Here is a 15443-nt window from a genome sequence, read left to right on the forward strand (position 1 = left end):
ATGTCATTACAAACAAAATTCGACGTTATAGTAGTCGGTGGTGGGCATGCAGGAACTGAGGCAGCATCAGCAGCTGCCAGAATGGGATATTCTACATTATTGGTTACTCAAGCAATAAGTACCATTGGTACTCTATCTTGTAATCCAGCTATTGGTGGAATTGGAAAAGGTCAATTAGTAAAAGAAATTGATGCTTTAGGTGGCATTATGGCAAAAGCTATTGATCAGTCAGGTATTCAATTTAGAATTCTAAATTCTAGAAAAGGTCCTGCTGTTCGTTCAACTAGAGCTCAAGCAGATAGAAAAATCTATAGTAAAACTATTAAAAAATTTCTTCAATCTCAAAAAAGATTATCAATATTAGAAGGAGAAGTAAAGGATATTATTATTCAAAATTATTGTTCTAAAGGTATTATAATGTACGATAATACACAATTTTTTTCTCAATCAGTCATTTTAACTACTGGAACTTTTTTAGGAGGAAAAATTCATATTGGTTTAAATAGTTTTAATGGAGGAAGGATAGGAAATAATGCTTCTATAGATTTAGCGTTAAGATTACGTGATTTACCCATCAATATATCAAGATTGAAAACAGGAACACCACCAAGAATAGATTGTAGAACAATTGACTTTAAAAAATTGCAATCTCAATATAGCGATGATCCTTTACCAGTATTTTCTTTTTTAGGATCGATATCGGAACATCCTAAACAAATTCCATGTCATATTACGTACACTAATGAAATTACTCACGCTATTATAAATGACAATCTTCATCTTAGTGCAACATATTCAGGCAGCATAACAGGAAAAGGTCCGCGTTACTGTCCTTCTATTGAAGATAAAGTTGTTCGCTTTTCCGACAAATCAACTCACCAAATTTTTTTAGAACCAGGAAGTTTATCTGGGATTGAAATATATCCTAATGGAATTTCGACTAGTTTACCAGAAAAGATTCAAGAAAAAATTGTAAAATCTATTATAGGATTAGAAAATGCTAAAATTATTCAGCCTGGATATGCTATTGAATATGATTATCTTGACCCTAGACATCTAAAATTAACTTTGGAAAGTAAATTTATTTCTGGTTTATTTCTAGCAGGTCAAATTAATGGAACTACAGGTTATGAAGAAGCAGCTGCTCAAGGATTACTAGCTGGATTAAATGCAGCATTATATTCATCGTATCAAAATGGATGGTTTCCTAAACGTAACGAGGCTTATCTCGGAGTTCTAATAGACGATTTATGTACTAAAGGCACCAAAGAACCTTATCGTATGTTTACTGCTAGAGCAGAGTATCGATTAACCCTTCGAGAAGATAATGCAGATTTACGTTTAACTGAAATAGGAAAAAAATTAGGTTTAATAAATAAAAAAAGATGGACACGTTATAATCAAAAATTAAAAAATATTAAAGATGAATCAACACGTTTAGAAAACTTAAAAATTAATCCTTTTTTAGATAATATTAATCCATTAAATAAATTGCTAAAAACAAAATTAAATACAAAATCTAGCGCAAAAGAACTACTAAAACGACCAGAAGTTACATACAATAATTTGATGTCATTAAAAATTTTTGGTCCAGGTATACAAGACATAGAAGCTACTCAACAAATAGAAATTCAAGAAAAGTATGAAGGTTATATTTTTCGTCAACAACAAGAAATTTTTCGATATTTACATAAAGAAAACATGATACTTACTAAAATAAAGAATTACCATGAAATAAAAGGCTTATCCAATGAAGTAATTGAAAAATTAAATTATCATAAACCTTATTCCATTGGTCAAGCTTCTAGAATTTCTGGTATTACTCCAGCAGCTATTTCTATTTTATTAATTTATTTAAAAAAATGTAATAAATATTTGTTATAAAAATTTTTATTAAAATAATGATTCCATTGTAACTACCTGGAAAATAATTAAAAATTTGGTTATATTTAATGTTATGAATACATATTATTTTAAAGAAATATTCTATTTTTTAATTAACATATAGAAAAAAATAAATATTATGAAATTTTAATCCAATTACATCAGTGATTTTATTTTTTATTAACTCAATATTATTTTTTAAGTTATAATTATCTATATTACGTTTTTAAATACTATTTATATTTATAAAATTTTTTGGTATTCAAATAATTCAAAAAGGTAACATCTAAAATGATCTTAGAAAAAGAGTTTAGCTTATCGCAATACATTAATCATCACTTACATCACTTGCAGCTAAACTTATATACTTTTAAAATTTCAGGTGTAAATGAAAATTTTACTAATTTTTGGACTATCAATATTGATTCAATGTTTTTTTCTATCATTTTAGGATTAATATTTTTAATTTCTTTTTTTAAAATTTCACAAAAATGTACAAGTGGTGTACCTAATAAACTACAAACAGCAATTGAATTAACGATTGATTTTGTAAATAAAAGCGTAAATGATGTTTGTAAAAATACTAATTCATTAATTGCTCCTCTATCGTTAACTATTTTTTCTTGGATATTTTTAATGAACTTAATGGATCTTTTACCAATTGATTTTATACCTTTAATTTGTAGATTTCTTTTTGGATTTTCAACTATTAGAATTGTTCCAACAGCTGATATTAATATTACTGTTTCGATGGCATTAGTTATTTTTATTTTAACTATTTATTATGGAATAAAAGTTAAAGGTATAAAAAATTTTCTACAAGATTTAGTAATACAACCATTTCAGCATCCAATATTTTTTATTTTTAATGTTTTATTAGAAACTATAAGTTTACTTTCTAAACCTATTTCTTTAAGTTTACGTTTATTTGGAAACATGTATGCTGGCGAAATGATTTTTATTTTAATTGCTGGATTGCTTCCATGGTGGATGCAATGGTTACTCAGTCTTCCTTGGGCAATTTTTCATATTTTAATCATTTTTCTTCAGTCTTTTATTTTTATGACATTAACAATAGTATATTTATCTATGGCTTCTAAAAACCACTAACTAATAATTTAAAAAATTTATAAAGGACACTCATATGCAAAGTATAAACACAGATATGCTTTATATGTCAGTTGCTATCATGATAGGATTAGCTGCAATAGGAGCAGCAATTGGAATTGGAATACTTGGTAGTAAATTTTTAGAAGGAACAGCAAGACAACCAGATTTAATACCTTTATTACGTACACAATTTTTTGTCATTATGGGATTAATTGATGCTATCCCTATGATTGCTGTAGGATTAGGCTTATATATGCTATTTGCAATTATATAATATTTTTTAAATACGCATATTTATCTATTTTATGTTTTTATATATATAATCTTTACGTTATCTATTTAAGTAACGTAAAGAAATTTATTTTTTAGAGGTAAAGTTATTATGAACCTTAATGCCACTATTTTAGGTCAAGCTATTGCATTTTTCTTGTTTGTTCTTTTTTGTATGAAATATATATGGCCTCCTATTATACATGCTATAAACAATAGACAAAAAGAGATAACAGATTCTTTATCGTATGTCAAAAATAGCAAAAAAGAACTAGATTCTTATCGAAAAAAAATCAATAATGAAGTTAATATTATTAAAAATCAAACTCATGATATGATAAAACAAGTAAAAGAAAAAAAAGTTTTCATTTTAAAACAAGCTAACATACAGGCACAAGAAGAAAGAAAAAAAATTCTAGAACAAACACAATGCGAAATAAAAATTATATATCAAAAATTACGTCATCAATTGATTCAGGAAATTAGTCAGATTTCCATTAATATTGCTGAAAAAATCATAAAAAATAAAATAGACGATGAAAGTACAAAAAATATTATTAATAATTTAATTCAAAAATTATAAAGGATATAAACATTCATGATAAAATTCAAAAGCATAGCACATCCATATGCTCGAGCAATTCATGAATTTGCTATTTATCATAATACATTAGATTCTTGGCAAAATATGTTAAACCATATGGTTTACATATCTAATAACATCAATATAAAAAAAATAATTTCAAGCATGTCTTTCTTTCAGCAATTATCTAGTTTTTTTATTTCTATGTGTGGAGAAAAAATAGATAAATATGGAAAAAATTTTATTAAAATTTTAGTGGAAAAAAGACGCTTAATATTGCTAGAAAGTATATATTTAGAATTTATTTTTTTACGTAATATTCATGAAAATATTACGCATGTTACAATAATATCAGCTTATACCCTAAATACAAATCAATTAAATTACATTCAAAAAATATTAGAAAAACGTTTGTCCAAGAACATTCATATAAAATGTAAAATTAACTTAAATTTAATTAACGGATTCATTATTAAATTTGATGACACAGTTATTAATTTATCTGTGCAACATCAATTAAAAAATTTATTATATTTTTTACAACATTAAGAGAATACCAATGCAATTAAACTCTAATGAAATAAGTGAACTAATAAAAAAAAGAATTGCTGAATTTGATATTACTAGTAATACTTATAACGAAGGAATAATTACTTCAGTAAGTGATGGAATTATACGAATTTATGGTTTATCTAATGTAATGCAAGGAGAAATGATTTTACTACCTGATGATCGATATGCTATAGCGTTAAATTTAGAAAGAGATTCTGTAAGTGCAATAATAATGGGTGAATACCAATATATTTCTGAAGGAACTATAGTTCAATGTACTGGCCGAGTATTTGAAGTTCCGGTAGGCTCTAATTTTTTAGGACGAGTAATAAATACTTTGGGATTACCTATTGATGGAAAAGGTTCCATTCAAGAAAAAAGTTTTCTTCCTATAGAATCTTGTGCTCCTAGCGTTATTGATAGAGAAAAAATAAATCAACCATTACAAACAGGATATAAATCTATTGATTCAATGATTCCAATAGGACGCGGACAAAGAGAGCTAATTATAGGAGATCGTCAAACTGGAAAAACAGCGTTGGCTATTGATACTATTATTAATCAAAAATCATTTAATATAAAATGTATTTATGTTGTTATTGGGCAAAAATTTTCTACCGTTTCCCATATAGTAAAAAAATTAGAAGATAACAATGCATTAAATCATACAATCGTTATTGTTGCTTCTGCTTCTGAAGTCGCTGCTTTACAATATTTAGTACCATATTCTGGCTGTGCTATGGGAGAATACTTTAGAGATTGCGGAGAAGATGCTTTAATTATTTATGATGATTTGTCAAAACATGCAGTAGCATATAGACAAATTTCTTTGTTATTAAGGCGTCCTCCAGGAAGAGAAGCGTTCCCTGGTGATATTTTTTATCTTCATTCCCGCTTGTTGGAAAGAGCATGTAGAGTAAACAGTCACTATCTTTATCAAAAAATGCAACAAAAAAAAGAAAATAAAACAGGTTCATTAACAGCTTTGCCTATTATTGAAACTCAAGGGGGAGATGTCTCTTCATTTATACCCACTAATGTTATTTCTATTACTGATGGACAAATATTTCTGGAATCAAATTTATTTAATTCTGGCATTCGTCCAGCTATTAATCCTGGAATTTCAGTATCTCGGGTAGGTAGTGCTGCTCAACATAAAATCATTCAAAAAGTTTCTTCTGGAATTCGTACAAGTTTAGCTCAATATCAAGAATTAGCTTCTTTTTCGCAATTTTCTTCTGATTTAGATGAAACAACTCGAAATCAATTAATTCATGGGAAAAAATTAATTGAACTTTTAAAACAAAAACAATACCAGCCTATGTCTATCGCAGCACAATCACTAATTTTATTTTCAGCTAATCGGGGTTTTATAAATGATGTTCCTATAGAAAAAATAAAAAATTTTGAAAAAACATTGATTTCTTTTGCTCATGAAAAATTTCCTGAATTTATGAAATCTATTAATGAAAATGGTGATTTTAACAAAAATATTAATGATAAACTTATTAATATAATTAATACATTTAAATCAAATCAATATTGGTAGTTTTTGTAAAACACTAAAAATTATATGAGAAAAATGTATGTCTGACATTAGAGAAATTCGAAATAAAATTAGTTGCATAAAGAACACAAAAAAAATTACAAAGGCAATGGAAATGGTGTCTATTTCAAAGATAAAAAAAGCCGAAAACCAAATGAATTCTGGACGTCCATACTTAAATACCATTCAAATAATTATAGATAACATAATAGGAAATAATGCTAATTATCAACATGTATATTTAGAAAACAAAGAAATAAAAAAAATAGGTATCATTATTATTTCAACAGATCGAGGCTTATGCGGTAGTTTAAATACAATACTTTTTAAAAAAATTACAAAGTTTATTTTATCATATAAAAATAACAATATTATAAGTTACTTATTTATTCTTGGATCAAAAGGATTATCATCTTTTCAATCTTTTTCTAAAAATATTATCTACCACAAAAGTAACTTAAAATATAATTATACATTTCTAAATTGCCTAAATTGTATCCATGATCTTTTAAAAAAATATCATGAAAATAAACTTGATGGATTGTTCTTATCCTATAATCAGTTTAAAAATACTTTTATTCAAACACCTCAAATTATACAATTATTGCCGTTGTTAAAAAATAATTTAAATATAAAAAATAATAAAAATTGGGATTATATTTATGAATCTAATTCGCAACATTTATTAAATGTATTACTAAAGAACTATATAGAATTTCAAATATACCAAGCTATTTTAGAAAATTATGCGTGTGAGCAAGTTGCTCGCATGATAGCTATGAAACAAGCTACAGATAATAGTAAAAATTTAATTAAAGAATTACAAATTATTTACAATAAAGCCCGTCAGGATAGCATTACACAAGAACTAACCGAAATTGTTTCAGGTGCTGCTGCAGTTCCATTAAATTAATTAAGAGTATATTTAAAATGACTACTGGAAATATAGTACAAATCATTGGTGCTGTTATTGATGTTGAATTTCCTTATAATGCAGTACCAAAAATTTATAATGCACTGTCTGTTAAAAACCACAATATAGATTTGATTTTAGAAGTACAACAGCAATTGGGATCAGGAATAGTTAGAACGATTGCTATGGGATCTTCTGATGGATTAAAAAGAGGATTGTCAGTTATAGATCTACAACATGGTATTAAAACACCTGTAGGTAAATCAACATTAGGCAGAATTATAAATGTTTTAGGACAACCTATAGATATGAAAGGTGCACTAAAAAATAAAGATAACAGTCAAGTAGAATACTGGGAAATCCATCGATCAGCACCTGGATATGAAGAACAATCAAATTCTTATGAAATATTAGAAACAGGTATCAAAGTAATTGATTTAATTTGTCCTTTTTCAAAAGGAGGAAAAGTTGGTTTGTTTGGAGGTGCAGGAGTAGGTAAAACAGTAAATATGATGGAATTAATTAGAAATATCGCTATAAAACATGCAGGCTACTCAGTTTTTACTGGCGTAGGTGAACGAATACGAGAGGGTAGTGATTTTTATCGAGAAATGCAAGATTCAAAAGTATTAGATAAAGTATCTCTAGTTTACGGTCAAATGAACGAACCTCCTGGAAATAGATTACGAGTAGCATTTACGGGATTAACTATAGCCGAAAAATTTCGAGATGAAGGAAAAGACGTTTTGTTATTTATAGATAATATATATCGTTACACTTTAGCTGGAACAGAAGTATCAGCATTATTAGGACGAATCCCTTCTGCTGTAGGATATCAACCTACATTATCTGAAGAAATGGGTTTACTTCAAGAAAGAATAACTTCAACTAAATTAGGATCGATTACTTCTATACAAGCTGTATATGTTCCTGCTGATGATTTAACAGATCCTTCTCCAGCTACTACATTTGTACATTTGGATTCAACTATAACACTTAGTCGTCAAATAGCGTCATTAGGAATATATCCTTCTGTTGATCCTTTAAATTCTACAAGTCGTCAATTAGATCCTCAAATTGTAGGACAAGAACACTATGATGTTGCAACAGGTGTACAATCTATCTTACAGAAATATCAAGAACTTAAGGATATTATCACTATATTAGGTATGGATGAATTATCTGAAGAAGATAAATTACTAGTATCAAGAGCTAGAAAAATTCAAAAATTTTTATCTCAACCTTTTTTTGTGGCAGAAATTTTTACTGGTTTTTCAGGAAAATATGTTACCTTAAAAGATACAATTTGTGGTTTTAAAAAAATTCTTAGTGGTAATTTAGATGATTATCCAGAACAAGCGTTTTATATGGTAGGTACTATAGACGAAGTTATAGAAAAATCAAAAAAATTATAAATTGGATGTAAATTATGATGTGTCATTTAAATATAACAAGTCCCGAAGAATTTATTTATTTTTCATCAATAAAAAAGATCCAAGTTTTAGGAAGTGCAGGAAACTTAGGTATTTATCCAGGACATTTACAATTACTATCATTTATTAAATCAGGAATTTTGTATATATTAGATCAAAATAATAAAATGAATTATATTTATTTATCAGGAGGTATTATAGAGATACAACCTGAAACAATAAATATTTTAACTGGTATTATTTATAAAATATTAAAATTAGATCAAAAATCTATTATCAAAATAGAATATATCATAAAAAAGAAAATAAAAAATAGTTTTATTGAACATAAAAAAAAGTTATTACAAACATTACCTTATGAGTTAAGTAAAATAAATTCTAGTAATATTCTAAAAATTTAATTTAAATGTACAACTAATTTTTTATAAAAGAGAGCCATATAATTTCGCGGCAGAGAATGAGATTCATATAGTTATTCCTGTCGCTTGCTAAATTAATTAAAACATTAGAATTATAAATAGCTAAAAATCTATTATAATATTTCAAATCAATTTTATGTATCAATATTTTTTGCTTTCAATGCATATAATTCTATAAATAATTTTCTCGGTTCGACAGTATCTCCCATAAGAGTATTAAATAATTTATTAGTACTCTCAAAATCATGAATAGTAATGTTGAGCATGCGTCTTGTATCAGGGTTCATTGTTGTTTTCCACAATTGTTCTGGATTCATTTCTCCCAATCCTTTATATCTTTGAATATATACATGTTTTAAAGAGTTTTTAATTAAAATTGGTAGAGTTTGTTCAAAATTACTAACAGAATAGTGTTTACCGTTTTGTTCTATAAAGACATGATTTTTCTTTAAATTTTGTAATTTATTTCCTAAAAGACAAATTTTTTGATATTCGTAACTATTCCAAAATTCATATTGAAAATGATATTGTTTCTCTTCTCCCTTTTCTCTTTTTAAAATATATAATTGAAACGTACTATTAATTGAATCATGTATGATATTAAAAGAATAATTGGAAGTATCATTTGATTTAGAACTTAAACTATCTGTAAAATTTTTTGTCCAACATATTATATTATCTTTATTATCTGATGGATCTAATTTAGAATGATAGAGTAATTCGTTAAGAATAATTGATGAAAAATTATGTTTTATTTGATCAAATATTATTTGAATATTTTTATATTGTAATATTAATTTTTTTAGTTCTTTAGAAGAGTTTGCTAAAATATTGGTATTACAAGTAGATTTTAAAATTGTGTTTTCTAGAATCAATTTTATTTTATATTTTTCCATTTCTACATCATCTTTAATATATCTTTCTTTTTTATTTTTCGTTATCTTATATAATGGAGGTTGAGCAATATATAAATGCCCACGTTTAATTATTTCAGGCATATAACGATAAAAAAATGTTAATAATAAAGTTCTAATGTGAGATCCATCAACATCTGCATCTGTCATAATAATTACGCGGTGATATCTTAATTTATTTGGATTATATTCATTTTCTCCTATTCCACATCCTAATGCTGTAATTAATGATGTTACTTCTTGCGAAGACAACATTTTTTCAAATTTTGCTTTTTCTACGTTAAGAATTTTTCCTTTAAGAGGTAGAATTGCTTGATTTCTTCGATTTCTAGCTTGCTTAGCAGATCCACCTGCAGAATCTCCTTCTACTAAGTAAATTTCTGATAAATAAGGATCTTTTTCTTGACAATCAGCTAATTTTCCAGGTAGCGTTGATAAGTCTGAAAATCCTTTTTTTCTGGTAATTTCTCTTGCTCGACGCGCTGCATTTCTTATTCGAGAAGCTTCTAAAATTTTTGTAATAATGCTCTTAGCATCATGAGGATTTTCTAAAAGAAATTCTATTAAATGTTCATTTACTAAAGATTCTACTACTGACTTCACTTCTGAAGAAACTAATTTATTTTTAGTTTGAGAAGAAAATTTGGGGTCACTAATTTTAATTGATATAATAGAAATTAATCCTTCTCTCGAATCTTCTCCTGTAATATTAATTTTATTTTTTTTAGTATACCCTTCTTTATCTATATAGTTGTTTATCGTACGAGTTAATGCTGATCTAAAACCAGCTAAATGCGTACCACCATCTTGTTGAGGAATGTTATTAGTAAAACAATATATATTTTCTTGAAACCCATCATGCCATCTCATAGCAATTTCTACTTCGATATTATCTTTTTCAGAAGCAAAATAAAATATTTTAGAATGGATAACTTTTTTGTTTTTACTTAAAAAGTGAACAAATTCTTTTAATCCTCCTTGATGGCAGTAATTTTCATGAACATTTTTAGAAATATCATATAAATATATTGAAATATGAGAATTTAAAAACGAAAGTTCTCGTAATCTTTTAGATAAAATATCAACATTAAATTTAATAATATTTGTAAAAATAGTTAAATCTGGCCAAAATCGTATTTTTGTACCTTTTAGTTTAGTATGTCCTATGATAGATAATGGATTTTGAGGATTTCCATTATGATATATTTGTTGATAGATTTTTTTATCCCTATAAATATTTAATTCTAGTTTCTCTGATAATGCATTTACTACTGAAATACCTACTCCATGTAATCCTCCTGAAATTTTATAAGAAGTATTGTCAAATTTTCCTCCAGCATGAAGTACTGTCATAATAACTTCTGCTGCAGAAACTCCTTCCTCTTTATGAATATCAGTAGGTATTCCTCTCCCGTCATCCTGAACAGATACAGAATTATCAGTATGTATAGTAACGATTATTTTTTTACAAAACCCAGCTAATGCTTCATCTATAGAGTTATCTACTATTTCAAAAACCATATGATGCAAACCAGTTCCATCATCTATATTTCCTATATACATTCCCGGACGTTTTCTAACAGCATCTAAACCTTTTAGAATTTTAATATTTAATGAACTATAAGAATTTGACATTATTGTTCCTAATACATTTTTTTAAAAAATATTTATACTTTTTACATTCTTAATGGCATTAAAATATATACAGATTTGTAACTATGATTGTCTATATAATTTTTTTGTTGAATTTGTATACTAGAATTAGCATCATTTATTAACAAACATACTTCATTACTTTCAATTACATTTAAAATATCTAACATATAATGCGCATTAATAGATATTTCGATATTAGTATTAATATAAATTATCTCTAGTAATTCATACGCTTTTTCATCATATTGATTACTGGTAGTAATTTTGAGTTGATTTCTATTACTTTTTATTAGAATGCCTCGAAACATTTCATTAGAAAGAACTATTATTCGAGATAACGCTTGTTTAAATAGTAGTGTATTAACAATAATTTTTTTATTAGAGTTCTGTAATATAATGGATGAGTATTGTGGAAATTTTGCTTCAATCACTTTACTCGTAAAAATGATATTATCAACATGAATTTGAAAATAATTGTTATTTATGCTAATAAAAATAGATGTTGATGTATTATTTAATAACCGAAATAATTCAATGACACTTTTTCTTGGTAGTATAACAGAATAATATTTAAATAAATGTTTTAATGGTGTTTTGCATATTGCCATACGATAGCCATCAGTTGCTATTGCATATAAATGTTGATTTTTTATTTCTAAAAATAATCCGTTAAGAAAATATCGAAAATCCTGAATAGCCATAGAAAATTGAGTAGTAAAAATTATATTTCTAAATGTATTTTGTAAAATAGAAAAATTAATTTGATATTTTATTGCCTGAAAATTAGGAAAATCGATAGCTGGTAACGTTGCTAATGAATAGTAACTTTTGTGTGAAAAAACTTTTATTTTATCAGTTTTTAAAAATATAGTTATATCAGAATTATCAGGTAATTTTCTACATACAGAAAATATTTTTCTTCCTGATACTGTTATACTTCCTGGTATATAGGAAGAAATTTCAGATGTTTGAACCTGAATTTCTAGTTCTAAATTAGTAGAAGTTAGAAATAAAGTATTATTTTTTACTTCTATTAAAATGTTTTCCAATATAGGATGTAAGGTGTTTTTTGTGATTAAATTATTTATTTTTTGTAAAGAACACAAAAGATTTTTCTTTTTAATTGTAAATTTCATTAATTTATTGAAGTTATATTATGAATACATTATTTTTTGGAATTATAGTATTCTAATTGACAAAATAAATGTTATTCATGAAATTAAATAAATTTTTTTATATTTAAAAACATAGTTAATGATCTATTAAAATAATATCAGTTTCATATATTTTAATCTAGAAATAAACTAAAAATGATATATATAATATATTAGTTATATAGATGTAAGTATATTATTTTATTTGAGATATTTGGTAATTGATAATTTATAATTTTAATTATAGAAATAATATGATAAGCGTGTTATGAAATAACAAACAGAAAATAACTTTCTAAAATTTTAAATTTCAAAGTGTATATGAGTATATATAAAACATCATAAAATATATTTAATTTTATAGATATAAAATTGTATAATTAAACATTTAGAATATTAAATTCTCAATATATCTAAAAATTATGATTACTAAAATATTTTTATATTTTAAAAACAATATTTATTGTTAATAGTACTGGATGAACATAAATTTTTTATTTATAATATTGTTATATGAATGTTCTAGCAATATAGTATTTTACTGTTTTAAGTAGAAAATGAGTTTATATAATTAAGCTATGTATTTTCTATTAAATATTTGACATTAGTTAAATTCAGGGTATTAAAAAAATGAAACGAACTTTCCAACCTTCTGTACTGAAAAGAAATAAATCTCATGGTTTTAGAATGCGAATGAGTACAAAAAATGGTCGTCATATTTTATCACGTCGACGTTCTAAATGTAGAATCCGTCTTACTGTTTCTTCTATTAAATAATATATTCATGATAAATTTTTTTTTAAAAAAAAAATGAAATTGTTAACTACTTTGCATTTTCAGCATGTCTTTAATCATGCGCATAAAGTTAAATGTAAAGAATTAATAATATTAAAACGTAATAATACACTCACTTTTCCCCGTCTAGGAATGATTTTATCAAAAAAAAATATTAAATATTCGTTTAAAAGGAATCAAATTAAACGAATAATTCGAGAAAGTTTTAGATTAAATCAATATAAATTGATTAATTCAGATTTCATAGTAATTGCTAATTCTAGTTCTGCAATGACAGATTGTAAATTATTAGCGCAAAAATTGGAAAATTTATGGGTTTGTTATTATCAATAATTTCTAGGTGTCTTATTTTAATCATTTTATTTTATCAACGATTTATTAGCATTTTATTTATACCAAATTGCCGATTTAAACCAACTTGCTCAAATTATGCTTTGTCTGCACTACATAATTTTAATTTAATAAAAGGATGTTATTTAATAATAAAAAGAATATTAAAATGTCATCCTTTACATCCTGGTGGTTGTGATGAAATACCAAAAACAGCTAGAAGTAAAAGAGAAAATTGAATATGGATTTGCAACGTAGTTTTTTTATTTTTGGATTTTTTTTTATATTGTTTCTAGTTTTAGAAATATGGAATTTTAATACTAATGCTCATATTCATGTATCATTATATCAAAATCATAATGTTAATTTAGTTAAAAACGATGATGTAAATAGTATTTCGGTTACCACAAACGTCTTACATGTAAAAATTAACTTAGAAGGTGGAGATATAGAGCAAGCTCAATTGTTGCATTTCAAAGATAAATTGAATTCTTCTAAACCATTAATTTTACTAGATAATAAAAAAAATTTTATATACAAAACAAAAAGTGGGGTAATAAGAAAAAATTTTTTAGATGATGAAAACGCTAAAAAAAAACCAATTTATATTGCTTCAAAAAAACACTTTAAATTAAAAAAAAATCAGAAAGAAATACATATACCATTATTGTGGACTTCGCGAGAGGGAATAACATATATTAAAACGTTTATTTTTAAATCTAATTCATATGACATAGATGTTAAATATAAAATATATAACAAAACTAACAAAAATCTAGAAATTTCTTTTTTTGGAGGATTACAGCAAAGTATTGGAATTCTTGATAAAAAAGATGCAAGTAATAGCAATTTTTCCTTGCAAACTTTTCGAGGCGCGGCATATTCTACTGATAGTGTAAAATATGAAAAATATCACTTTGATTCTATTTTTAAACAAAATAATTTAAATGTTGTTACTTATAATGGATGGATAGCAATGTTACAACAATATTTTGTTACAGCTTGGATTCCAGACAATATTCTATTGAATACTTTTTACACTGCCAAAGTTAGTAGCGACGTGATTGAAATTGGATTTTATTCTCATACAATAAATATTAAGCCGCATCACCAAATTGCATATAGTTCAAAATTGTGGATAGGACCAGAAATTCAAAACGAAATGGCTCAATCAGCTCCTAATCTTGATTTAACTGTAGATTATGGATATTTATGGTTTCTTTCTCAACCTTTATTTAAATTATTGAAGTTTTTATATAATATTGTTGGTAATTGGGGTGTATCTATTATTTTAATTACTTTTATTATAAGAGGAATAATGTATCCTTTAACTAAATCCCAATACACAACTATGACTAAAATAAAAAAAATACAACCTAAGATTGATCAAATAAAGCAAAATTACGAAAATAATAAACAAAAAATGAGTGAAAAAATACTAGAACTATATAAATTTGAAAAAGTTAATCCCTTAGGTGGTTGTTTTCCTCTATTAATACAAATGCCTATTTTCCTAGCATTATATTATATGCTAATTAGTTCAGTAGAACTACGACATGCACCATTTGTTTTTTGGATTAAAGATTTATCAGATCAAGATCCATATTATGTATTACCTGTTTTAATGGGTTTAACAATGTTTTTAATTCAAATTATTACACCTAATAATATATCAGATCCTGTTCAAAGAAAAGTTATGCATGTTGTACCAATGATATTTACAGTATTTTTTTTATGGTTTCCTTCTGGATTAGTAATATACTATATTACGAGTAATTTAGTTACTATCATTCAACAAAAATATATTTTAAATCATTTGAAAGATACTAGTGAATTTACATAGATAATGATTAAAAACAATGAAATAATTAACGCTTATTAAAA

The 15443-nt window shown here is 25.4% G+C and carries 15 protein-coding genes; 13 read left to right on the plus strand and 2 right to left on the minus strand.

Features of this window, described 5'->3' with window-relative positions; genetic code table 11:
- The 9 genes from mnmG (at window position 1) to atpC (ending at window position 8692) form a co-directional block, all read left to right on the plus strand.
- Window positions 1–1884, plus strand: a complete 1884-nt coding sequence (mnmG, locus tag U0T55_00005) for a tRNA uridine-5-carboxymethylaminomethyl(34) synthesis enzyme MnmG (protein XBC42821.1) — start codon at window positions 1–3, stop codon at window positions 1882–1884.
- A gap of 291 nt (window positions 1885–2175) precedes the next feature.
- Window positions 2176–2994, plus strand: a complete 819-nt coding sequence (gene atpB / locus U0T55_00010; protein ID XBC42822.1) for a F0F1 ATP synthase subunit A — start codon at window positions 2176–2178, stop codon at window positions 2992–2994.
- A gap of 34 nt (window positions 2995–3028) precedes the next feature.
- On the plus strand, window positions 3029–3268 hold the full coding sequence (atpE, locus tag U0T55_00015) for a F0F1 ATP synthase subunit C (protein ID XBC42823.1): 240 nt from the start codon (window positions 3029–3031) through the stop codon (window positions 3266–3268).
- 108 nt (window positions 3269–3376) lie between these two features.
- On the plus strand, window positions 3377–3847 hold the full coding sequence (locus U0T55_00020; protein ID XBC42824.1) for a F0F1 ATP synthase subunit B: 471 nt from the start codon (window positions 3377–3379) through the stop codon (window positions 3845–3847).
- Between the two features lie 15 nt (window positions 3848–3862).
- The gene (locus U0T55_00025; GenBank protein ID XBC42825.1) at window positions 3863–4396 is read left to right on the plus strand and encodes a F0F1 ATP synthase subunit delta; all 534 of its coding nucleotides are present in this window, start codon (window positions 3863–3865) and stop codon (window positions 4394–4396) included.
- Between the two features lie 10 nt (window positions 4397–4406).
- Window positions 4407–5948, plus strand: coding sequence for a F0F1 ATP synthase subunit alpha (gene atpA, locus U0T55_00030; protein ID XBC42826.1), 1542 nt, complete (start codon window positions 4407–4409; stop codon window positions 5946–5948).
- A 37-nt stretch (window positions 5949–5985) separates the two neighbouring features.
- Entirely contained in the window at window positions 5986–6858 is an 873-nt protein-coding gene (atpG, locus tag U0T55_00035; protein ID XBC42827.1) for an ATP synthase F1 subunit gamma, read from the plus strand.
- 17 nt (window positions 6859–6875) lie between these two features.
- The gene (gene atpD / locus U0T55_00040) at window positions 6876–8273 is read left to right on the plus strand and encodes a F0F1 ATP synthase subunit beta (GenBank protein ID XBC42828.1); all 1398 of its coding nucleotides are present in this window, start codon (window positions 6876–6878) and stop codon (window positions 8271–8273) included.
- Window positions 8274–8290: 17 nt separating this feature from the next.
- Window positions 8291–8692 (plus strand): ATP synthase F1 subunit epsilon, encoded by a 402-nt coding sequence (atpC, locus tag U0T55_00045; protein XBC42829.1) that lies wholly within the window; start codon window positions 8291–8293, stop codon window positions 8690–8692.
- A gap of 152 nt (window positions 8693–8844) precedes the next feature.
- On the opposite strand, the gene gyrB is transcribed toward atpC, so the two are convergent.
- Together gyrB and dnaN are read right to left on the minus strand one after the other, a co-directional pair.
- Window positions 8845–11259: a DNA topoisomerase (ATP-hydrolyzing) subunit B gene (gene gyrB / locus U0T55_00050; GenBank protein ID XBC42830.1), complete on the minus strand. Its 2415-nt coding sequence runs from the start codon at window positions 11257–11259 to the stop codon at window positions 8845–8847.
- A 41-nt stretch (window positions 11260–11300) separates the two neighbouring features.
- Window positions 11301–12386 carry a DNA polymerase III subunit beta gene (gene dnaN, locus U0T55_00055; GenBank protein XBC42831.1) on the minus strand — a complete coding sequence of 362 codons (1086 nt, stop codon included), beginning with the start codon at window positions 12384–12386 and terminating at the stop codon, window positions 11301–11303.
- Between the two features lie 678 nt (window positions 12387–13064).
- On the opposite strand from dnaN, the gene rpmH reads away from it, so the two are divergent.
- From rpmH to yidC, 4 genes are read left to right on the plus strand one after another with little or no spacing between them, the layout of a single operon-like run.
- Window positions 13065–13211 (plus strand): 50S ribosomal protein L34, encoded by a 147-nt coding sequence (gene rpmH, locus U0T55_00060; protein XBC42832.1) that lies wholly within the window; start codon window positions 13065–13067, stop codon window positions 13209–13211.
- A gap of 33 nt (window positions 13212–13244) precedes the next feature.
- Window positions 13245–13562, plus strand: coding sequence for a ribonuclease P protein component (gene rnpA / locus U0T55_00065; protein ID XBC42833.1), 318 nt, complete (start codon window positions 13245–13247; stop codon window positions 13560–13562).
- Entirely contained in the window at window positions 13541–13798 is a 258-nt protein-coding gene (yidD, locus tag U0T55_00070) for a membrane protein insertion efficiency factor YidD (GenBank protein ID XBC42834.1), read from the plus strand. Before rnpA ends, yidD begins: the two co-directional genes overlap by 22 nt.
- Window positions 13799–13800: 2 nt before the next feature.
- On the plus strand, window positions 13801–15402 hold the full coding sequence (yidC, locus tag U0T55_00075; protein XBC42835.1) for a membrane protein insertase YidC: 1602 nt from the start codon (window positions 13801–13803) through the stop codon (window positions 15400–15402).
- The last annotated feature ends 41 nt before the right edge of the window (window positions 15403–15443 follow it).

Origin of the sequence: Buchnera aphidicola (Kaburagia rhusicola ensigallis), from assembly GCA_039830025.1 — a bacterium.
Taxonomy (GTDB): Bacteria; Pseudomonadota; Gammaproteobacteria; order Enterobacterales; family Enterobacteriaceae; genus Buchnera_B; species Buchnera_B aphidicola_AW.

Bases quoted from the DNA above. Each gene is read 5' to 3' on its own strand.
- U0T55_00025 (XBC42825.1), top strand. From the start codon at position 3,863: ATGATAAAATTCAAAAGCATAGCACATCCATATGCTCGAGCAATTCAT.
- atpC (XBC42829.1), top strand. From the start codon at position 8,291: ATGTGTCATTTAAATATAACAAGTCCCGAAGAATTTATTTATTTTTCA.
- atpA (XBC42826.1), top strand. From the start codon at position 4,407: ATGCAATTAAACTCTAATGAAATAAGTGAACTAATAAAAAAAAGAATT.
- yidC (XBC42835.1), top strand. From the start codon at position 13,801: ATGGATTTGCAACGTAGTTTTTTTATTTTTGGATTTTTTTTTATATTG.
- mnmG (XBC42821.1), top strand. From the start codon at position 1: ATGTCATTACAAACAAAATTCGACGTTATAGTAGTCGGTGGTGGGCAT.
- gyrB (XBC42830.1), bottom strand. From the start codon at position 11,259: ATGTCAAATTCTTATAGTTCATTAAATATTAAAATTCTAAAAGGTTTA.
- rpmH (XBC42832.1), top strand. From the start codon at position 13,065: ATGAAACGAACTTTCCAACCTTCTGTACTGAAAAGAAATAAATCTCAT.
- atpG (XBC42827.1), top strand. From the start codon at position 5,986: ATGTCTGACATTAGAGAAATTCGAAATAAAATTAGTTGCATAAAGAAC.
- atpE (XBC42823.1), top strand. From the start codon at position 3,029: ATGCAAAGTATAAACACAGATATGCTTTATATGTCAGTTGCTATCATG.
- atpD (XBC42828.1), top strand. From the start codon at position 6,876: ATGACTACTGGAAATATAGTACAAATCATTGGTGCTGTTATTGATGTT.
- U0T55_00020 (XBC42824.1), top strand. From the start codon at position 3,377: ATGAACCTTAATGCCACTATTTTAGGTCAAGCTATTGCATTTTTCTTG.
- yidD (XBC42834.1), top strand. From the start codon at position 13,541: ATGGGTTTGTTATTATCAATAATTTCTAGGTGTCTTATTTTAATCATT.
- rnpA (XBC42833.1), top strand. From the start codon at position 13,245: ATGAAATTGTTAACTACTTTGCATTTTCAGCATGTCTTTAATCATGCG.
- atpB (XBC42822.1), top strand. From the start codon at position 2,176: ATGATCTTAGAAAAAGAGTTTAGCTTATCGCAATACATTAATCATCAC.